The organism is Clostridium sp. 10cd* (assembly GCF_044336395.1).
Classification (GTDB): Bacteria; Bacillota_I; Bacilli_A; order Erysipelotrichales; family Erysipelotrichaceae; genus Clostridium_AQ; species Clostridium_AQ innocuum.
Window position 1 is genome coordinate 248,739 of sequence record NZ_CP172347.1, and the last position, 18,660, is coordinate 267,398.

The window sequence follows — 18,660 nt, forward strand, 5'->3', positions numbered from 1 at the left end:
AGAATGAGATGAAAACAATTATCGTTGCTTGCGGAGGTGGTATCGCAACCTCGGCTACATGCGCTACAAAAATCAATATGGCGCTGGAAGAACGCGGATTGAGTAATCTGGCGAAGGCCGAGGCTGTCGATATCAAGTCACTTGATAATTTCATCAAGACTGCAGATGTCTATGTATCCATTACCCCGATGCGCGGTGTGGTACAAAGCTATGACATTCCGGTAATCAGCGGGATTCCGCTGCTGACAGGAATGGGCAAGGATGCCTGCATTGACGAGATTGTCAAAGCATTAAAGTAAAAGAAAAGAAGAGGAGAAAAAAATTATGGAAATGTTAGCTACCGTATTCCAGGGTCTTCTGGACCTGGGCGCTGCCGTATTTCTTCCGATTGTGTTATTCATTATCGGCTTGATCGTAGGCATGAAACCTGGCAAGGCGTTCTCATCCGCATTGACCTTAGGTGTTGCATTTATTGGTATCAATTTATTGATTGGGTATATGGGGGATACCGTCGGGGCTGCTTTCACAACAATCGTTGAGGGATCAGATAGTACATTAAAGTATATCGATATGGGATGGGCACCGGCCCTTGGACTTGCGTGGCAGTGGCAGTATGCGTTCCTCATGTTCCCGATACAGATTGCCATCAATGTTATCATGCTGCTGCTCGGATGGACGAACTGTCTGAATGTGGATATGTGGAATGTAGGAAACAAGGTGTTTACAGCCTTCCTTGTCACAAGTGCATGCAATAATGTGATTGTTGGCTTTATCGTTGCTATTGTACAGATTATCGCGGAATTAAAGAATGCGGATTACACGAAGTATCAGATTCTGGAGCTTACCGGTGTTCCTTCTGTAGGTATGCCGCACTGTATGTTTTTAAGTAATATCTTCTTCTATCCGATTGCAAATATACTGGATAAGATTCTGCCAAATACAAAGACGTTGAATGCGCAGGAAATACGTAATAAAATCGGTATCTTCGGTGAAAATCACGTACTTGGGTTCCTGATGGGAACCATTATCGGTCTTGCGGCAGGACAGGGTTCCGGTGCATTGCTGCTCGGTGTACAGGCAGGTACTGCATTGACCTTATTCCCGATGGTTTCCAAGCTGTTTATGACCGCACTGACACCGATTTCCGATGCGGCAAGTGAATGGGTGAAAAAGAAATTCCCGGGCCGTGAGCTGATCATTGGGCTTGACTGGCCAATTCTGGCAGGTAACTCTGAAATCTGGGTTGCCATCATTCTGACAATTCCGGTTGCATTGATCTTCTCGCTGATTCTGCCGGGAAATACTGCGCTGGTTCTTGGAAATCTGATGAATGTCTGTGTTTGTGTACCACTGTTCCTGGCAATGAAGGGCGATGTGCTGAAAATGTGTATCGTTTCCTGGATCTGGTGTCCGATTTTAAGCTACGCGGCATCCGTTATGGGACCGCTCCTGACTAGTCTTGCAAATACTGCCGGAACCTACAACACCGATATCACATGGTGGGGCTGCGATATTGCGGAAATCCGTTTTGCAATATATGAAGCAGCAACTGGCAATATGATCGGTATCGTGGCATGTGTTGCTGTTGTGGCACTGGGAATTCTGTACTTCCTGAAGCTGGCACCCGCAAGAGAAAAAGCCGCAAAGGAACGTCTGGAATCCGGACAGTAAAAAAGTGTCTTTCCTTCTGTATGTTGTAATATAACCTATGGAAAAGCAGCTTATGTCGCTGCAAATTGACACAGTATCTATCATAGTAATGCAATAAGCAAAATGAAGAATGAGGTGATCCTATGAGCAGATTTCAACAGTTTTGGTGGTATATAGGCGTTTGTATGACAGCTGTCGCGCTTCTTTTATCAGTAGTGACACGCAACTGGGTGCTGGCAATACTCTGCGCCGTTTCCACTGCCGGACTGCGAAAATTAAATGACAAGGTTGAATTACCGAAGGTATATACGCAGAGGGGGATTAAAAATGAGTGGTTTACACCAGGGAGACAACAGAAATGAAAAAGATAATAAATAATCCGAATGCCGTTGTTGAAGAAATGCTGCAGGGTATTGAAATCGCGAATCCGGATGTTTTATATGACAGGGAAGGCGTCGTCATTGCCCGCAAGGAAAAAAGTGATAAGGTCGGGCTTGTATCCGGAGGAGGCAGCGGTCATGAACCGGCGCATGCCGGCTATGTCGGCTATGGTATGCTGGATGCCGCAGTGAGCGGTAATGTGTTCGCATCGCCGTCCCCGGACCGGGTGCTGCGTGGAATTCAGCTTGCAGACTCCGGTCATGGTGTTCTGCTGATCATAAAGAATTATGCCGGAGATATCATGAACTTTGAAATCGCAGAAGAGCTTGCCGGCATGGAAGGTATCGAGGTTGATCATGTCGTTGTGAGGGATGATGTTGCTGTTGCGGAAAGTGATGAATCTACTGGCAGACGTGGTATTGCAGGAACAGTATTCGTGCATAAGCTTGCCGGTGCGAAAGCAGAAACAGGGGCATCCCTTGCCGAGGTTAAGCGTGTTGCGGAAAAAACGATTGAGAACGTAAGAAGCTTTGGTGTATCGTTATCAGCCTGTACGATTCCGGCGGTCGGCACTTGCGGCTTTACGATTGAGGAGGACTGCATGGAGGTCGGTATGGGCATCCACGGTGAAGCAGGTATTGAGAAAACGAAGCTGAAGCCGTCAAAGGAAATTGCGGATATCATGGTAAACAGAATCCTTGCGGATAAGGACTATGGACATAGCGAGGTTGCAGTCATGATCAACGGTCTGGGTGCCACTCCTTTGATGGAATTATATATTCTGGCTTCTGATGTGCATACCCGGCTATGTGCCGAAGGTCTGAAGCCGGTCAAATATTATGTTGGAAACTATATGACGGCTATTGAAATGGCAGGGGCATCCTGCAGTATCCTACAGCTGGATGAGGAATTGAAAAGGCTGCTGGAGTATCCAAGCAATACCCCGGCATTTAAGGAGATTGGATAATGGGATTTCAATTACAGACAAAGGATTTTATCCGCTATTTTCAGGAAGCCCGTGAGGTGATTGCTGCGCAGAGGGACTATGTCACGGAGCTGGACTCCACGACAGGGGATGGCGATCACTGGGTGAATGTGAATATGGGATTTGAAAAAATAACAGCTCTGTCAAAGGAGCTGGAAGACATGACGCTGGCAGATATGTTCAAAAAGGTTGGAATGACAATGTATTCAGCTGTCGGAGGCTCCTCCGGGGCGCTTTATGGCAGCGGATACATGGCGGCCGGAAGAGCTTGTGCCGGCAAAGCTGTGCTGGATGTACACGGTCTGTATGAGGTGTATGACGCCATGCTGCAGGAAATCATGAAGCGTGGAAAAACAGAGCCCGGACAGAAAACGATGATTGATGCATTATACCCGGCACTTCGTGCATACAGGGAAGGATTGGACGCAGGCAGGTGTGATGAAGAAATCATTCAGGATTTTATGGAAGGCGCCGCAAACGGTGCGAAGCGTACAAAGGAAATGGAAGCTGTAAAAGGAAGAGCCAGCTATCGCAGCGATAAGGGCGTAGGACATCTGGACCCGGGAGCTGTTACGATGGCAATGCAGCTGGAATGTATGGGAAATATGATATTGAATACATTGAAACAAAAAACAGGAGGAGATACTTATGATGAAGAAAATACAATTTTACGCACCCGGTGATATCCGTGTGGAGGAGGCAGAAATTCCTGTACCGGAAGCAGGAGAAATCGTTATTAAAAATGAGGTTACCTTAACCTGCGGTACAGACGTGAAAACGTATAAACGCGGATACCGCTATGAACCGCCGTTCGGCATGGGGCATGAAGCAAGCGGTGTCGTATATGCCGTCGGTGAAGGGGTTACCGGGTTTAAAGTCGGTGATCGTGTGGTTGCACACAATTCTGCATCCTGCGGAACCTGTTACTATTGTAAAAAGGGACAGGAGTCCATGTGTGTGGATCTGATTCAGAATCAGTTTACCAACGGAGCCTATGCGGAGTATCAGCTGATTCCGGAAAGAATCGTCAAATTGAATACCTTCCATATTCCGGAAGGAATGTCCTATAAGCAGGCTGCACTGCTGGAACCGCTGGCTTGTGCCTTGTATGGAACGGAAATGACGAACTTTGATCTCGGTGACTATGTTTGTGTAAACGGCTGCGGACCGATCGGTCTGATGTTTGTACGTATGTGTGTATTGAGAGGTGCACATGTTATCGCCTGTGATATGACACCGGAAAGACTGGCACTTGCGAAAAAGCTGGGTGCTCAGGAGATCATCAATATTAAGGATCTCAACGGTAAGGATCAGGCAGAGGCAGTGAAAGAGCTGACACCGGATGCGCGCGGTGTGGATGCGGCAATTGAAGCTGCCGGATTACCGGAGGTATGGCAGATTGCTCTGCGTATGGCAAGACCTGGCGGAGAGGTTCTGTTCTTCGGCGGTACGAAAAAAGGCCTGGAGGTACCTGTGGATACAACGCTTGTACACTATTCTCAGCTGACATTGAAGGGCGTGTTCCATACAACTCCACAGCATGTAAATGCAGCCTTTGAAATGTTGAAGATGGGGGCAATCAGTGCAGAGGATTTTGTACAGAATGAATACTGTATTGAGGATACTGAAAAGGCGATTGTCGAGCACGCTAGCGGTAAGGTTATCAAAAACTGCATTGTATATAAATAAAAACACAGGGAATTGAAAACTGCGTTTTATGGATGTATAATTCAACTATGAAACAGTCATTGGAAATTATACAAAATCAGAAGCAGAAATTCTCATCGAAGCTCGTACCCTCAATGGAAATCCTTGCACTTTCTCAGCATGAGCTGGAGTCCCTGGTCGATGCAAGTCTGATGGATAATCCGTTCTCTGATGTTGATCAGAATACAATATCCTTAAAGACCAGAGATGTCGATTTGGATTTTAAGCGGGTTCGGAAAAAGCAGGGTGAGCTTCAGGAGATTGCATATGCGGATGAAAGTCAGGATGATTTGTTCGAGCATGTCATCGTGCAGCTCTATCCGCATATGCAGACAAAAAAAGATGAAGAGGTTTTTACCGTATTATTAGAATCTTTGGATTCCAGAGGATTTCTTTCAGAAACACCGGATGATTTGTGCAGATTCCTGAATATAAAGAAGGCAAGGCTGCTGCAGTATTTGCATGTCCTGCAGCATGTGGATCCGAAGGGACTGGGCGCAAAGGATACCGGAGAATGCATATGCATTCAGTTATCGGAAATCGAAGGCTCCACTCTGGCACAGCATATCGTATGTTCTCATCTGGAGGCACTCAGTACAGGAGATTTTTTGAAAATTGCGAAGTCGGAGCATACCGATGTGGAGCACGTAAAGCAGGCGTTGTCGCTGATTCGTTCACTGAATCCAATTCCCGCAAACGGCTTTAGAGTACGGGAGAAGACGGTGTTTATCATTCCTGATGTGTATATAAGGAAAGAAGATTCTACGTTTCTTCTGGAAATGAACGCCAGACTGCAGGATAAGCTCAGTATGAATACGGAAAACTATGAGCTTTACAAATCAGCGGCTTGCAATGCGGAAGCAAAGGCCTTTCTGAAGGAAAAGCTGAATGATTTTAAATGGCTTCAATATAGTATTTCCAGAAGGTCGGTGACGCTGAAAAAAATCATAGCCTTTCTGGTTGAATATCAGGCCGCCTTTTTCCAGACAGGAGATGAATGTGCATTGAAGCCGCTGCGCCTTGTGGATATCGCAGAACAGCTAAAAATGCATACCTCCACCATAAGCAGAGCGATTTCCGGTAAATTCTTTCAATGTGAATATGGAACCTACTCCTTTCACTTTTTAGTGCCGAGATGCTATGAACGGCAGGGAGAAGTGACAGCCTCCATAGATACTATTCGAAACGAGATTAAGGAAATCATCCGTTCTGAGGATAAACAGCATCCCTATTCCGATGAGAAAATTCATCAGCTGCTGGAGGAAGACGGATTTGTGATATCCAGAAGAAGTGTAACCTTATACCGAAAGGAATGCGGCATACCGTCCTCACGGAATCGAAAGACTATCCATATATAGAAAGGATCGTCATAATGAATATTTTAGACGTAGCATTTGTAGAAGAACTCGTTGATGCCTGCCAGTATTTCTGGGAAGCAGGATGGGGAGAATATCATGCAGGAAATATCAGCTATCTTCTTTCAGATGATGAATTTGATCAGCTAAAGGAGTATATGCAGGTGTCGGCATCTGTTGATGTTGCCTTTGACACAGCTGGCTTAAAGGGAAAGGCATTTATTGTCACAAAATCCGGAGCATGCTTTCGTACAATGAAGAAAAAGTATGAACGGGATCTGGGAATCATTCAGTTCAAGGAAAACGGATATGATATTCTGTGGGGACTTGATCAGGGAAGAGGAAGACCAACCAGCGAGCTTCCCGCCCATGTACTGTGTCATCGTGCAAGGCTCGCAGATGATGCAAACAACAAAATTGTAATGCACTGTCATCCTACCTACCTGAATGCAATGACGATGATTCATGAGCTGGATGAGGAAAGCTTTACACAGACCTTGTGGAAGATGAATTCCGAGTGTGCGCTGGTGTTCCCGGAAGGACTGGCAGTATTGCCCTGGATGAAATGCGGAGAAGGTCCGATCGGTCCGGCGACAGCTGATAAAATGAAGGATAAAAGGGTCGTTGTGTGGCCGTTCCATGGTATATTCTCGAGTGGCAATTCCATTTCGGATGCCATCGGCTTGATTGAGGCAATCGATAAAAATGCGCATGTATATGTTCTGGTGAAAGCCAATATGATGCATGGAATGACCGATGAAAATGTACGGGAATTGAAAGAACATTTCGGACTGAGCTGATTTCTTCAGCTTTCGATTATGGCAAGGAAAAGGAGACAGCAACTTCTTTTCCTTTTGTCATAGAGGAAACATATGTCTCATTAGATAGTGTTTTGATCAGCTTCTTTCGGAATGAAAGAGAAGGATATGAAAAGGAGAGGACCTCATATGTTAGAGCATTTAAAAAAGGATGTTTGTGAAATAGCAAGGCGTGCGCAGAGGGATGGGTTATGTAAACACAAATCAGGGAATTTTTCTGCCCGTGATGCGAAAAGCGGCTATATTGTTATTACACCGACCAGTATTGATCGCGAAATGCTGACACCCCGTGATATGATTGTTATGGATCTGGATGCCAATGTTTTGGAGCATGCATCCGGATTACGACCGACGAGTGAAGCCTTGATGCATTTGATGATTTATAGGACGAGAAAGGATGCGAGGGCAATCGTGCATACACACTCCATGTATGGCACCACGTTTGCTTTGTTGAACAAACCGATTCCGGCAATCGTATATGAGGTCGCAAATTTCGGGCTTACCAAGGCACGTATTCCGGTAGCACCCTATGGCCGCCCCGGTACGATGGAGCTGGCTGATTCTGTTGTTGAGGTCTGTAAGGAGGCGGAATGCTTTTTACTGGAAAAGCATGGTACGGTTGCTTTTGATACAAGAGATATTTACGAAGCGTATTTAAAGGCCAATTACATTGAGGAGCTGGCACAGCTGTATTATAATGCGCTGACAGTACATCAGGGAAAGGAACCGGAAGCTTTTTCACAGGAGGAGCTGCAATGCTGGGAGTATCCAAAGGAAATCAGCTTCGCTGATGAATAATGTCAGTCAGTTTTAGCGCGGAGGAGGATTCTCTATAGGTTAATGCGCCCTTGTGTGTTATATGGAAATGCATAAGGGATCAGATATGTATGTCCGTGCTGTGTGTGTCATCTGATATTGCTTTTCAACAGAAAATGCAGGCATGAACAATATAGGAAGTGAAAGCCCAATTCTGGGCTTTTTCTTGTGTATGGCTGCATCGTATTTCGTCGGCACATATACGAAATGTTTGAAATACGCAGAAATCCAATGCGAATGCTGTGGATAAGCTGGAATCAGTCTCTGCCCTTGTGACAAAGGCTGACAGTATGCTACAAGATATCGTCTGTCACAGCTTTTTAACGATACACAAAAGTATGAATTTGTTTTATCGTCAACGTCAGCTTTTTCCATAGGAATGATTCAGAAAGCTTGATGCAAATGTAAATCATTGTTTCTTTGAACAACTAATTCCTGCTTCATATATGTTTATTTCCGGAATCTCTCTCTAAAATGAAAAATATTCAGAAAATAGAATTGTGTTTGTTACAAAGTTACGGTATACTAGGAAACAGCGAGGTGACATCATGAGAGTATTGCTACAGAGGGTACAGCATGCAAGTGTGCGTGTTGATGGAGCTATAACAGGAAGTATACAGCAGGGATTTCTGCTGCTGGTGGGAATTACGCCGTCGGATACCGAGGACATCATGAGGAAGATGGCAGGAAAATGCGCACAGCTTCGTGTATTTGAGGATGAAAATGGAAAAATGAACAGAGGGCTTCAGGATATCGGTGGCAGTATTCTTTCTATATCACAGTTTACGCTGTATGCGGATTGTAAACGGGGAAGACGCCCGGGATTTGAAAAAGCGGCACGCGGGGATTTTGCACAGCCGATGTACCATGCATTTAATGAAGAGCTGCGTACTTATGGTATCCATGTGGAAACGGGGATCTTTGGTGCGGATATGAAGGTGGATTTACTGAATGACGGTCCGGTTACAATTTTGCTGGACAGTGAAGAATGGTAGGAGGAAGTGTAATGGGCACAATTTTATATGGAAGTGAAATAGCGAAGGATATACGTACCTCGTTGAAGGAACAGATTGATGAGCTGCGTGAGAAAGGAAAAAGGATTCCGAAGCTTGTTGTGATTCTTGTAGGGGATAATCCTGCCAGCCTGTCCTATGTGACCGGCAAGGAAAAGGCGTGCAGAGAAATCGGAATGGAAAACATTCTGCTGCGGCTGCAGGAGGATACCACAGAAGAAGCGCTTCTGGCGGAAATTCACAGATTGAATACGGATACCTCCGTAGACGGTATTCTGGTACAGCTCCCGCTGCCAAAGCATATGGATGAGCATAAAGTTCTGTTTGCTATTGACCCGCAAAAGGATGTCGATGGCTTTCATCCATATAATATAGGAAAGCTGATGCTGCAGGAGGATACCTATCTGCCCTGTACTCCAAAGGGAATCCTGCGTATGCTGGACACTGCTGGATATTCTGATTTAAGCGGTCTTCGCGCAGTCGTCATCGGCCGCAGCAATATTGTCGGAAAGCCGGTTGCGCAGCTGCTGTTAAACCGCAATGCCACGGTAACCATATGCCATTCCAGGACAAGGAATATCGAAGAAATCTGTGCGGAAGCGGATATCCTGATCGCATCCGTTGGAAGTCCCCGCCTGGTTACAGCTGACTGGGTGAAAAAGGGAGCTGTTGTCATCGATGTCGGCATTAACCGTGTGGATGGCAGGCTGTGCGGTGATGTGGATTTTGAGACAGTGAAAGACAAGGCGGCCGTAATTACACCGGTACCTAAGGGCGTTGGACCGATGACCATTGCAATGCTCTTGGAAAATACGCTGGAATCCTATCGGAAACACAGCTGATATGCTGATAGAATTTTTGGGTGAGATACTGGTTGAGGGAGTGGCATATGGGACCTACGGTCTGATGGAGCTGTTTCTTGACAGCCTGTATAAGGGCTGGAACAAAACGCTGAAGAAGCTGCTGTGTGTGCTTATGGGAATCACCATGTGGATTCTGATAGGGTATATGATCATCGGAATTCTGGAAATTGTCTTATAAATGTGGAGGTGCTTATGATAGAAAAAGATTATGATCTCAATGATATCGTCGAAATGAAAAAGGAACATCCATGTCATAAATCAAAATATTGGAAAATTATACGTATGGGGGCAGATATTCGCATTAAATGTCTGGGCTGTGGTACAAGTGTGCTGTTTCCCAGAGTGCAGTTTGAAAAGAAATTAAAGAGAATTATAGAAAAGGCTCCCGGAGAAACGAATGAAAACTGACATCCTATGTGATGTCTTTTTTATAAGGTAGGGGAAAGATACAACAGCGCCTTATATTTATAATAATAGCAAGGACAAACCTATTCAAAGTATTAATAAAATATGAATGTAAAATATAATTGACATAATAGAAAATAAAGCATACAATGAAAGGGGAGAGGAAGTGGTGCAATGGCGAAAAATCTGAAATTGAAGGCTGCGAGAGCAGCGATGGATCTGACACAGGAACAGCTTGCAGAAAAAGTCAGTGTAACCAGACAGACAATCAATGCCATCGAAAAGGGAGATTATAATCCAAGTATAAATTTATGTATCACCATATGCCGGGTATTGGGAAAAACACTGAATGATTTATTTTGGGAGGAGTGAAGATTATGAAAAACTTTGATGAACGACAGGAACAGGTTCGCGGCAGAATTATGACTCGTGCCTTCCTCATAACGATTATACTCATGTTACTGGCTGCATTTCTAAACGATATGCATCTGTATGATTTCGAAAAGAATGTCGGCTTTGGAGAAACGTTGATCAGTATTGTCTGTATTGCTATAACATACGGTTCTGTGGCAAGTATTTTAAGCAACTCTTATTTTGGTCCGCTGAAGGATGGCAGAATGGCGTTTATTGCTTATGTATTTACCGCGTTGTCGGTCGTGCTGGCAGCCTTGACGATCTTTGATCTCATTCGCGGAGAAAAACTGGTAGTTATGAATATCATTTCCCTCCTGATGGTGTTTAGTATCAGCATAAGTTTGTGGATCCGTAAGTCAGATTGGAAGAAATAACGGATTCCCCGTATTTGCTTGCATATATGCGAAAAAAACGATAAAATGGTAAAGCGAGAGGAAGGATAGTATATGCCATTAACTGCAGGAATCGTCGGATTGCCCAATGTCGGTAAATCCACATTATTTAACGCCATTACAAAAAGCCAGGTAGAAGCTGCGAATTACCCGTTTGCGACCATACAGCCAAACGTTGGAGTCGTGGAAGTGCCTGATTATAGAATCGACCGTCTGGTGGAGCTGTTTCACCCAAAGAAAACCATTTATACAACCTTTGAATTTACGGATATTGCCGGTCTGGTTAAGGGAGCCAGCAAGGGAGAGGGGCTTGGAAACCAGTTTCTGAGCAACATCCGTCTAACGGATGCCATCTGCCATGTAGTACGCTGCTTTGATGATGCGGATATTACGCATGTCGAAGGAAGTGTTGATCCGATACGTGATATTGAAATCATCAATCTGGAGCTGATTATGGCGGATTTACAGACAATTGATAACCGTTTAAGCAAGGTGGAGCGCAAGGCTGTCACGAATAAGGACAAGGATGCACTTGCAGAGGTTGTTGTTTTGAAGAAGCTGAAGGAAGCGCTGGAGGCCGGAAAGCCTGCGCGAAGTGTAGAGCTTGATAAGGATGAGCTGCTGCTGATTAAGGCATTCAGCCTTCTGACTATCAAACCGATGATTTACATAGCAAACATGTCGGATGAGGAAATTGCCGATCCGCAAGCCAATCCATATTTTCAGAAGGTGAAGGAGCTTGCAAACTTGGAGCATAATGAGGTTGTTCCTGTTTGTGCGAAGATTGAAGAGGAGCTTTCAGAGCTCGATAAAGAAGAGAAAACGGAGTTTTTGAACGAGCTTGGAATTCAGGAAAGCGGTCTTGATAAGGTGATAAAGACAGCATATCATATTTTGGATTTATGCACCTTCCTGACAGCCGGAGAGGATGAATGCCGGGCATGGACATTTCATCGCGGAATGCTGGCACCGCAGTGTGCCGGTGTGATACACACGGATTTTGAGAAAGGTTTTATCCGTGCAGAATGCTATAAGTTTGATGACATTGATAAACTGGAAACTGAACAGGCTGTAAAGGAGGCAGGAAAGCTGCGTCTGGAAGGTAAGGAATATGTTGTTCAGGATGGAGATGTTCTGCATTTCCGATTTAATGTTTAGGAAACAAAGCACCTGTTGATGCATTTCATTTATCATATGTAAAAAGAGGTTTCATCCCATTGATTGTGTAGAATAATCCGGGAAGAAGCCTCTTTTTGCCTGTTTTAGGTCAATTTTTCTGTATATTGATATATGATTTATATAGTATTCAATTTATAGAATATCATCATTTTTTAATAAAACTTGCTATATCTTCAATAAACGCCTGATTTACATGACCCTTTGTTTTGTACTCCTCATTCGTCGGTGTTCCTTCTCCATCTATCATAAGGTGCGTTGCGTTCGGATAGGTTGTGAATTTCCAGTTTTTATGCGTTTCAAAATTCTTCCTCCAGATTGCCTGATCTTCTTCTGTGACCTGATAATCACGCAGACCCTGTGCACATAATACAGGGACCTTGATATCCGCAGCCTGCTGAACAGCATCATAGGACAGCAAATCCTTCATATAAGCCTTTGACATACCTCCGAAAAATATTTTGGCATCACTCAGCTCATCAATTCGCTGCAGATCCTGCTGATCCTGTTTGTACTGATCGATAGCTGCCTGTTCGTCCTTTGTTATGTTTCCATCCAGCTTTGCCAGATAGGTAACCTGTTCCATCAGCAGCTCATCCAATGCTCTTGCAGGGGCAGCCATCATGATATAGCCTGCACAGCCGTCCGTTTCTGCTGCGATTCTTGGAATCAGATAGCCGGAGAGACTATGCCCCAGGATATAGATTTTATTTGTGTCAATCTGCTTTTGCTGCTTCATCTGGCTGAATGCTGCCACAGCATCGAAAATTACCTCCTGCTCGACCGTATCCTTCACTGTAAAGGATTCAGGATATGTGTAGGTTCGCTTATCATAGCGGTAGCTCGCAATACCCTTTTTCGCAAGTCCCCAGGCGATATCCTGAAACGGTTTGTTATCGTAAATGGTCTCATCCATATCATTCGGTCCACTTCCCGCCAGAAGAATTACAAGCGGAAAGCTTTTACCCTCTGCCGGAGTTGTCAGTCTGCCGCTCAGCTTTTTTCCATCGGCAATTTGCAGCTCAACTTCACGCTCCTTGACACCATCCGGAGCTTTCGCTGCTTTCTTCTGTGATTTGTACGGCTTAAAGAACAAGCCCTGAATTTGATCCTGTTCATTCAGGCTCACCTGAATATTGGTATTCTGTTCCTCCATACGGCATGGTATCATGATGATTGTCGAATTTTGATAGCTTTGTCCATAGGGCTGCTCTGCCTCAATCAGTGATCCGAGACTGTCATTATAGGCATCCAGCTGCTTCTGGAAGGAATCCTCCCGTACAGCCTTATGCATTTGCTCATCATATGCATAATCCTTCTGCAGCTTATCATATTTGCGCTGCGTCAGATCCTTTACAAACTGAAGCGCCATATCACTTTGCTTGTCGCTCAGCACGATATCAGCAACCTCATCGGACTGTCCCTTCTTCTCTTTTTCGCCGCTGCAGGCTGCCATAAGAAAACATAGCAGACAGCATATGACAATTTGAATTTTCTTTTTCATGTTTTACCATCCTTTTTTTTCATTGTATCACAATCGTGAACTACCGCCAGCTAAAGAGCAAGCGGCTTCTAATGAATGCCTGCGCATTCATCAAAACTTTTTGTTCGTGTTCAGATACACGTAACTGGTACGTTCACCGTACCTCTACTCCATCGCTCTCGCTTTGGCATACATGGATATACTTTTCGTATGATATTGCTTGCTCCATTGATATCGGCATTTATTAGAATGCCGTTTTTGCTTCTGTATAATCCTCGCTTGATTCTTTTCCCTGTGAAGGTATGCGTTACATCGTTTCCATAGACTGGTATTTGATCCTCGTCAATGGAACTAGCCTTCGATGTATAGCTTTCTTCACAGACTACGACTCTGATCCCTGCCGCTTCTCCTTTGTATTTGATCATTTCGATCAGCGTATGAAACGGTATCTGCACAAATGTCTGATTGTTCTTCTTCCCCATATGGATACGCTTCTTCCAACCCGCATTATTTCCTACGACGATAACTTCAATTCCTTCCTCCACACATAGATCTATTATTTTCTTGATGCTTTGTGCAGGATATCCTTTACACGTCGATTTCGCTTTTCGCTGATACGTTTCATTCGTTTTGTTTGATGGATGCCTTTGCTATCCTTCTTTCCAGTTCTTAGCAGTGAGCGATAATGTGCGATCTGTTTGTTATAGAATTGGTTGACTGCCTTTATTTCATTTCCTTTTATCAGTACAGGGCGGTGTCCACTCGTAAACGCAATCGCTGTCAGATTATCGACACCAATATCTATGCCGGCTACTCTGGTTGCCTCATGGATTGTAATCGTCGGTTCCATGATTTCTATCTCGCATACGATTTCAAGCTTGATAGTATCTCCATTGGGAATCAGACGTACTTCCTTCAGCTTCTGTTCATGCAGATCCATCTTACCAAGATCATATCGGTCACGTACACACCCTGCCTGCAGCACTGCCTTAGGAAATTTTACATACCAACCATGCTTGTCTTTTCTCAGTTTGCATATCTGATTGGTAAAAATCAAGGGTTTATAACCGTCTTTATCTGCATATCGAGGGATATGAGGAATTGCTTCATATTTGTCAGGATGTGCTTTGTAATCCGCTAAAGCAGCAAAAAAGCTTTTCCAGTCACGATACAGCATATGCAAAACATTCTGATTTGCCTGAGCAGGAAGAGCACGGTAATCGATCTGGTCACGCAATTTAAAAAAACCATCCAGATGCTGCATGGAAACAAAGCGATGATCATGATCAATGATGTGGAATGGTGTGCTATGATGCTTTTGACGTATGACATTCAATTCATCAACGACACCATTGAGTTCTTCCAGGACCTGTATCTCATGTGGAAAGCGATCCTCATTTGATTTGATGGAAGCACTGTACGCATTTCTTATATAGAACGAAGCAACGTTGTACAGATTTTTAGCACGATGCGTAAGAGCAGAAAAGCCGGGGGTTTTGCGGGTGATTAGCAGATAGGATACTAGAATATGTGCGATATGATTTCATGTTGGAAACCCTCCTTTTGTTGACATCATTATACCACGAACGTAAGAAAAGCTTAAGGAAAGATATGAAAAACAGAAAGAAAACAAGGATGAAAAGAAAGATGGCTGCATTCATCTCCCACCTGTTCATCGACCACTGAGGTGGGGGTATTCTGCCTGCTTTTTAGATAAAGAAAAAAAAGACCGAAGGGGTCTAATTTTCATTTGCAATAAAAGACTTCAATTCCTCAAAGCTGTTTTTGGCATCCATGTAGCCCTGTTCATATAATTCCCGCAATCTGGCTTCATTTTTCTCCAGACGCGAAATTTCCACGGGAGAGCTTGGGCGTATGAGGAAGACACTTCCTTCCTTTTCCATTAAAGCAAGCTCATCCAGTGTGCGGTTATAGGCGATATGGCGTGTTTCCAGCGCCTTGATGAATTTCGGATACTTCTTATAGCTGCGGCGGATCATCGGCAGCAGATTGTTTTTTCCTTTGCGGTATTCTTTACACTGTGTGAGTACAACAATATTTTTTGTATATCCCATCTCCTGAAATTTATGGATGGGAATGCTGTCTGTTGCGCCGCCATCCAGCAGCTTTTTTCCATCAACTTCGACAATTCTGGAAAGCAGGGGCAATGATGCAGAGGCACGTACATAGATAACATCACGCTTCATATTGATACACTGCAGGTATTCTGCCTTACCGGTTTCCAGATTGCTGGCAACGGCATACAGCTTTGTATGCGATGTATTAAAGGCATCAAAATCATAGGGATCCAGTGTATTCGGTATATCCTCATACACAAATTTTGCTCCGAAGAAATCTCCGGTTTTCAGCAGAGAGGATACGCTCATATAGCGCTTATCCTTTAAATAGGCGGTATTGGTACGGTACGCTCTGCCGATCTGTTTGGATACATAGCTGCACGCATGACAGGCACCTGCGCTGACGCCAATGACACCGTCGGTATATAAATTCTGTTCCATAAAGAAGTCCAGCACACCGGCAGTATAAATTCCGCGCATGCCGCCTCCTTCCAGAACAAGTCCAAGCTTACTCATTCTCTTCACTTCCTTTATGACCTGTATATTATAGCACAGTTTCTACGTACTTACACACGAAGGTAAAAATCAAAATGGCGTTATCAGAGGAAATCGTGGTGTGACAATAATTTTACAGGCAATATCCATATTTAGTTCATTTAGGGTTTGTAAATACGTTCCATAAGTGATAAAATTAGCATATAACAAGACGAGAGGAGAGCGTGTTTATGAAACTAATTTTAGCGATTATGTCCAATGACGACAGTCCTGCAGTTTCCAGTGCATTGACAAAAGAAAATTATCAGGTAACAAGACTGGCAACGACTGGAGGATTCCTGCGTGCAGGAAATACCACCCTGATCGTAGGTACCGATGACGATAAGATTGAACGTGCGATTGAAGTGATTGGAGAATACAGCAGACGCCGTACGGAAGTGGTACCGAGTACAGCATCCTACGACATCGGAAGATATGCATCTTTCCCGGTTGAAGTACAGGTAGGAGGCGCAACGATCTTCGTTATCGATGTAGAAAAATTCATTAAATTATAATGCAAAAAGGAACCTCCGGGTTTCTTTTTATTATGCTTTCAGGTGGTGCGAATACACAAGCTTATACCCTTTGGATATCGCTGATTTGCATGTTTAATTCTCATTTGTGATTGTGATGATATATATGTCTAAGCTTACGTATCCAGCATTTTAATATTCATTAACATCCGATTACAGAAATCGGGTATACTTTTTTAGAAATACAGAAAAAGGAGCTTCCTTATTCGATGATGTGTCATAGGAAAGCTCTTTGTTTTAGGGTTACTTTTGTATATCGGCTGTATAACAGTTCCTGTTTTCCGTAGTAACGGTATGATACGCTGATGCCTGCTGTGTCTGTTTTATATTCGTCATCTGTACAGCCAGGATGTTGCCTAGTCTGCTTTTCATGGCAGCTCCTTTTGGAAAATCAGCTCCACCTTGAACAGGTCGGCATCAAAGCTGATGTGCATATGCCCGTTTTGCAGCACTGTAAAGCTTTTGGCTATCGCAAGACCTAAGCCGCTGCCCTCCGTATTCCTTGCCTTATCGCCGCGCTGAAAGCGTTCCATGATATCGGCAGGGTCAAAGTCAAGCTCTGTTGCGGATATATTTTTGACAGATATATATACCTCCTGCTCGCGTTCCTCCACATAGACATACACACGGGTATGCTCCAAGGCATATTTTCCTGCATTCACCAGTAGATTTTCCAATATGCGAAAGGTTTTTTGAGGATCAAGGCTGAGAACGATCTTCTCTTTACTGAAAGTGTTGCGTATCGTCAGGTCATGCTGAATGAACAGTGCCTCGTATTCCATTTCCACCTGCTTAATCAGAGAAATTAAATCAACATCCATGCGATCCAGCTGTATGTTGCCTGTGCTGGCCTTGCTGACTTCAAATAAATCCTCAATCAAGTGCTTTAGACGATTGCTGCCGGATTCCAGTATTGTGATGTAACGCAGCCGCTCCTCTTCCGGAAGATTCTTGTTTTTCAGAAGGTCGATGTAGCTGATCATGGAGGTTAGCGGAGTTTTCAAATCATGAGAAACATTGGTAATCAGCTCCGTGCGCATATTATGTGAGCGAACCTCCTGTGCAACAGCCTCCTGAAAGGATGTCTCAATATTCTGAAGATTGTCCTTCAGTGATTCATAGATGCCCAAATCTTCATCCACAGTGGTTTGGAAGTCACCATTTGCAACGCGCTGAATACTGCCTTCAAGCGATTGAAAGTCTCGTTTCATCCTGCTGTTTTGACGATGACGGATAGAATACAGGATCAGACAATAGCATGAAAGCAGAAGATAGAAAAATATTCCGCTGTCCCGGTAGATACATACTATGAGGATACATACGATATGCAGGAACAAAGCGGCGAGCAGGCGAAGCTCTCCCTTATCATGAAAATCAAAGCCGATAATATAGCGATACAGCCGTTTTGCCTGTCTGCCAAGCAATACGGAATTTTGTGTTAGCAGGGAGTGCTTTTGCAGGGATACCCGCACACCGTTGTGCTGCATGGAGCGAATCGCATAGCCGCATCCGGAAAGCACTGCGAACAGTCCGCTTAAACAAGCAATCTGCAACAGATAATAGCTGGAAATCTGCCATGTATCGGCTGAGAGAATATCCAGTGAGAAATCCTCCGGCAGACGAAACATCCGGTACACAAGCTCGCTGCCCCTGATTTTATAGAAATAAAGTCCAAGCAGTGCAGCACCCAGCGTGATTTCATAGGGCAGCCTTTGTGTAAAAAAACGATAGAAGCCGCTTTTTACCGCCCATTTATATGGCATAAGCAAAGACCATGCAAAAAGCAGTGTGCCTACCAGCAAAGTAATGCGCTGCAGGGCCGGCTCCATATATTCCTCAATTCGGGAATATTCCATGGGAATGGAATCATCAGCCGGTTCTTTGATAAATGTATTACCGCTAAAGTCCCGTTCCTCTTCGCTGTTAATGTATTTGTAATGCGTTTTGTACTCTTCGATGGCTTTTTGGTCAAGGGATGGAAATACCAGAAACATAGATATGATTGCCAGTGCAATACCGGACAGAAGAATTAGGGTAGTCCAATGTACTTTTTTCAT

Annotated in this window: 24 protein-coding genes; 18 read left to right on the forward strand and 6 right to left on the reverse strand. The window is 44.2% G+C overall.

The features are described 5' to 3' along the window. Positions 1–8: 8 nt before the first annotated feature. From ACG3M1_RS01250 to ychF, 16 genes are all read left to right on the forward strand, one after another. Entirely contained in the window at positions 9–299 is a 291-nt protein-coding gene (locus ACG3M1_RS01250; protein WP_002606938.1) for a PTS sugar transporter subunit IIB, read from the forward strand. Positions 300–324: 25 nt separating this feature from the next. Continuing rightward, on the forward strand, positions 325–1,671 hold the full coding sequence (locus ACG3M1_RS01255) for a PTS galactitol transporter subunit IIC (protein ID WP_002606939.1): 1,347 nt from the start codon (positions 325–327) through the stop codon (positions 1,669–1,671). A 122-nt stretch (positions 1,672–1,793) separates the two neighbouring features. After that, positions 1,794–2,012, forward strand: coding sequence for a hypothetical protein (locus tag ACG3M1_RS01260; protein ID WP_002606940.1), 219 nt, complete (start codon positions 1,794–1,796; stop codon positions 2,010–2,012). Then, positions 2,009–2,998: a dihydroxyacetone kinase subunit DhaK gene (gene dhaK / locus ACG3M1_RS01265; RefSeq protein WP_002606941.1), complete on the forward strand. Its 990-nt coding sequence runs from the start codon at positions 2,009–2,011 to the stop codon at positions 2,996–2,998. Before ACG3M1_RS01260 ends, dhaK begins: the two co-directional genes overlap by 4 nt. Next, positions 2,998–3,699 (forward strand): dihydroxyacetone kinase subunit DhaL, encoded by a 702-nt coding sequence (gene dhaL, locus ACG3M1_RS01270; protein ID WP_008818225.1) that lies wholly within the window; start codon positions 2,998–3,000, stop codon positions 3,697–3,699. The genes dhaK and dhaL overlap by 1 nt, the downstream gene beginning before the upstream one ends. Next, positions 3,665–4,705 (forward strand): alcohol dehydrogenase catalytic domain-containing protein, encoded by a 1,041-nt coding sequence (locus ACG3M1_RS01275; RefSeq protein ID WP_008818226.1) that lies wholly within the window; start codon positions 3,665–3,667, stop codon positions 4,703–4,705. Before dhaL ends, ACG3M1_RS01275 begins: the two co-directional genes overlap by 35 nt. A 47-nt stretch (positions 4,706–4,752) precedes the next feature. Further along, the gene (gene rpoN / locus ACG3M1_RS01280) at positions 4,753–6,081 is read left to right on the forward strand and encodes an RNA polymerase factor sigma-54 (RefSeq protein ID WP_008818227.1); all 1,329 of its coding nucleotides are present in this window, start codon (positions 4,753–4,755) and stop codon (positions 6,079–6,081) included. 14 nt (positions 6,082–6,095) lie between these two features. Next, on the forward strand, positions 6,096–6,878 hold the full coding sequence (gene rhaD / locus ACG3M1_RS01285; RefSeq protein WP_008818228.1) for a rhamnulose-1-phosphate aldolase: 783 nt from the start codon (positions 6,096–6,098) through the stop codon (positions 6,876–6,878). Between the two features lie 147 nt (positions 6,879–7,025). Then, entirely contained in the window at positions 7,026–7,694 is a 669-nt protein-coding gene (locus ACG3M1_RS01290; RefSeq protein WP_008818229.1) for a class II aldolase/adducin family protein, read from the forward strand. Positions 7,695–8,260: 566 nt separating this feature from the next. Continuing rightward, positions 8,261–8,707 (forward strand): D-aminoacyl-tRNA deacylase, encoded by a 447-nt coding sequence (gene dtd / locus ACG3M1_RS01295; protein WP_008818230.1) that lies wholly within the window; start codon positions 8,261–8,263, stop codon positions 8,705–8,707. A gap of 11 nt (positions 8,708–8,718) precedes the next feature. Then, positions 8,719–9,567, forward strand: a complete 849-nt coding sequence (gene folD, locus ACG3M1_RS01300) for a bifunctional methylenetetrahydrofolate dehydrogenase/methenyltetrahydrofolate cyclohydrolase FolD (RefSeq protein WP_065530446.1) — start codon at positions 8,719–8,721, stop codon at positions 9,565–9,567. A gap of 1 nt (position 9,568) precedes the next feature. Beyond that, the gene (locus ACG3M1_RS01305; protein ID WP_008818232.1) at positions 9,569–9,766 is read left to right on the forward strand and encodes a hypothetical protein; all 198 of its coding nucleotides are present in this window, start codon (positions 9,569–9,571) and stop codon (positions 9,764–9,766) included. Positions 9,767–9,780: 14 nt separating this feature from the next. Further along, complete coding sequence (locus tag ACG3M1_RS01310; RefSeq protein WP_002606950.1) at positions 9,781–9,996, forward strand: DUF951 domain-containing protein; 216 nt, start codon at positions 9,781–9,783, stop codon at positions 9,994–9,996. A 171-nt stretch (positions 9,997–10,167) separates the two neighbouring features. Further along, a complete protein-coding gene (locus tag ACG3M1_RS01315; protein ID WP_002606951.1) occupies positions 10,168–10,365 on the forward strand; it encodes a helix-turn-helix transcriptional regulator in 198 nt (65 codons plus the stop codon). 5 nt (positions 10,366–10,370) lie between these two features. Continuing rightward, positions 10,371–10,781, forward strand: a complete 411-nt coding sequence (locus ACG3M1_RS01320) for an NADH-quinone oxidoreductase (protein ID WP_161128951.1) — start codon at positions 10,371–10,373, stop codon at positions 10,779–10,781. 72 nt (positions 10,782–10,853) lie between these two features. Next, complete coding sequence (ychF, locus tag ACG3M1_RS01325; RefSeq protein ID WP_008818234.1) at positions 10,854–11,957, forward strand: redox-regulated ATPase YchF; 1,104 nt, start codon at positions 10,854–10,856, stop codon at positions 11,955–11,957. Positions 11,958–12,123: 166 nt separating this feature from the next. Here the strand turns inward: ychF and ACG3M1_RS01330 are convergent, their stop codons facing one another. From ACG3M1_RS01330 to ACG3M1_RS01340, 3 genes are all read right to left on the reverse strand, one after another. Next, positions 12,124–13,479, reverse strand: coding sequence for an alpha/beta hydrolase family protein (locus tag ACG3M1_RS01330; protein ID WP_217793602.1), 1,356 nt, complete (start codon positions 13,477–13,479; stop codon positions 12,124–12,126). Positions 13,480–13,589: 110 nt separating this feature from the next. After that, the gene (locus tag ACG3M1_RS01335) at positions 13,590–14,003 is read right to left on the reverse strand and encodes an IS200/IS605 family accessory protein TnpB-related protein (protein WP_242410623.1); all 414 of its coding nucleotides are present in this window, start codon (positions 14,001–14,003) and stop codon (positions 13,590–13,592) included. A gap of 11 nt (positions 14,004–14,014) precedes the next feature. Continuing rightward, positions 14,015–14,635: a transposase gene (locus ACG3M1_RS01340; protein WP_224727240.1), complete on the reverse strand. Its 621-nt coding sequence runs from the start codon at positions 14,633–14,635 to the stop codon at positions 14,015–14,017. On the opposite strand from ACG3M1_RS01340, the gene ACG3M1_RS01345 reads away from it, so the two are divergent. Next, complete coding sequence (locus tag ACG3M1_RS01345; protein ID WP_040014064.1) at positions 14,636–14,860, forward strand: hypothetical protein; 225 nt, start codon at positions 14,636–14,638, stop codon at positions 14,858–14,860. A 337-nt stretch (positions 14,861–15,197) separates the two neighbouring features. Here ACG3M1_RS01345 and ACG3M1_RS01350 read toward each other — a convergent pair whose 3' ends face one another. Beyond that, on the reverse strand, positions 15,198–16,052 hold the full coding sequence (locus ACG3M1_RS01350; RefSeq protein ID WP_002606955.1) for a patatin-like phospholipase family protein: 855 nt from the start codon (positions 16,050–16,052) through the stop codon (positions 15,198–15,200). Positions 16,053–16,261: 209 nt separating this feature from the next. On the opposite strand from ACG3M1_RS01350, the gene ACG3M1_RS01355 reads away from it, so the two are divergent. Continuing rightward, on the forward strand, positions 16,262–16,585 hold the full coding sequence (locus tag ACG3M1_RS01355) for a cyclic-di-AMP receptor (RefSeq protein ID WP_002606956.1): 324 nt from the start codon (positions 16,262–16,264) through the stop codon (positions 16,583–16,585). A 261-nt stretch (positions 16,586–16,846) separates the two neighbouring features. On the opposite strand, the gene ACG3M1_RS01360 is transcribed toward ACG3M1_RS01355, so the two are convergent. Then, a complete protein-coding gene (locus tag ACG3M1_RS01360; protein ID WP_008818237.1) occupies positions 16,847–16,975 on the reverse strand; it encodes a hypothetical protein in 129 nt (42 codons plus the stop codon). Beyond that, positions 16,972–18,660: a sensor histidine kinase gene (locus tag ACG3M1_RS01365; protein ID WP_217793703.1), complete on the reverse strand. Its 1,689-nt coding sequence runs from the start codon at positions 18,658–18,660 to the stop codon at positions 16,972–16,974. Before ACG3M1_RS01365 ends, ACG3M1_RS01360 begins: the two co-directional genes overlap by 4 nt.

Bases quoted from the DNA above. Each gene is read 5' to 3' on its own strand.
- ACG3M1_RS01250 (WP_002606938.1), top strand. From the start codon at position 9: ATGAAAACAATTATCGTTGCTTGCGGAGGTGGTATCGCAACCTCGGCT.
- ACG3M1_RS01255 (WP_002606939.1), top strand. From the start codon at position 325: ATGGAAATGTTAGCTACCGTATTCCAGGGTCTTCTGGACCTGGGCGCT.
- ACG3M1_RS01260 (WP_002606940.1), top strand. From the start codon at position 1,794: ATGAGCAGATTTCAACAGTTTTGGTGGTATATAGGCGTTTGTATGACA.
- dhaK (WP_002606941.1), top strand. From the start codon at position 2,009: ATGAAAAAGATAATAAATAATCCGAATGCCGTTGTTGAAGAAATGCTG.
- dhaL (WP_008818225.1), top strand. From the start codon at position 2,998: ATGGGATTTCAATTACAGACAAAGGATTTTATCCGCTATTTTCAGGAA.
- ACG3M1_RS01275 (WP_008818226.1), top strand. From the start codon at position 3,665: ATGATGAAGAAAATACAATTTTACGCACCCGGTGATATCCGTGTGGAG.
- rpoN (WP_008818227.1), top strand. From the start codon at position 4,753: ATGAAACAGTCATTGGAAATTATACAAAATCAGAAGCAGAAATTCTCA.
- rhaD (WP_008818228.1), top strand. From the start codon at position 6,096: ATGAATATTTTAGACGTAGCATTTGTAGAAGAACTCGTTGATGCCTGC.
- ACG3M1_RS01290 (WP_008818229.1), top strand. From the start codon at position 7,026: ATGTTAGAGCATTTAAAAAAGGATGTTTGTGAAATAGCAAGGCGTGCG.
- dtd (WP_008818230.1), top strand. From the start codon at position 8,261: ATGAGAGTATTGCTACAGAGGGTACAGCATGCAAGTGTGCGTGTTGAT.
- folD (WP_065530446.1), top strand. From the start codon at position 8,719: ATGGGCACAATTTTATATGGAAGTGAAATAGCGAAGGATATACGTACC.
- ACG3M1_RS01305 (WP_008818232.1), top strand. From the start codon at position 9,569: ATGCTGATAGAATTTTTGGGTGAGATACTGGTTGAGGGAGTGGCATAT.
- ACG3M1_RS01310 (WP_002606950.1), top strand. From the start codon at position 9,781: ATGATAGAAAAAGATTATGATCTCAATGATATCGTCGAAATGAAAAAG.
- ACG3M1_RS01315 (WP_002606951.1), top strand. From the start codon at position 10,168: ATGGCGAAAAATCTGAAATTGAAGGCTGCGAGAGCAGCGATGGATCTG.
- ACG3M1_RS01320 (WP_161128951.1), top strand. From the start codon at position 10,371: ATGAAAAACTTTGATGAACGACAGGAACAGGTTCGCGGCAGAATTATG.
- ychF (WP_008818234.1), top strand. From the start codon at position 10,854: ATGCCATTAACTGCAGGAATCGTCGGATTGCCCAATGTCGGTAAATCC.
- ACG3M1_RS01330 (WP_217793602.1), bottom strand. From the start codon at position 13,479: ATGAAAAAGAAAATTCAAATTGTCATATGCTGTCTGCTATGTTTTCTT.
- ACG3M1_RS01340 (WP_224727240.1), bottom strand. From the start codon at position 14,635: ATGCTGTATCGTGACTGGAAAAGCTTTTTTGCTGCTTTAGCGGATTAC.
- ACG3M1_RS01345 (WP_040014064.1), top strand. From the start codon at position 14,636: ATGCAAAACATTCTGATTTGCCTGAGCAGGAAGAGCACGGTAATCGAT.
- ACG3M1_RS01350 (WP_002606955.1), bottom strand. From the start codon at position 16,052: ATGAGTAAGCTTGGACTTGTTCTGGAAGGAGGCGGCATGCGCGGAATT.
- ACG3M1_RS01355 (WP_002606956.1), top strand. From the start codon at position 16,262: ATGAAACTAATTTTAGCGATTATGTCCAATGACGACAGTCCTGCAGTT.
- ACG3M1_RS01360 (WP_008818237.1), bottom strand. From the start codon at position 16,975: ATGAAAAGCAGACTAGGCAACATCCTGGCTGTACAGATGACGAATATA.
- ACG3M1_RS01365 (WP_217793703.1), bottom strand. From the start codon at position 18,660: ATGAAAAAAGTACATTGGACTACCCTAATTCTTCTGTCCGGTATTGCA.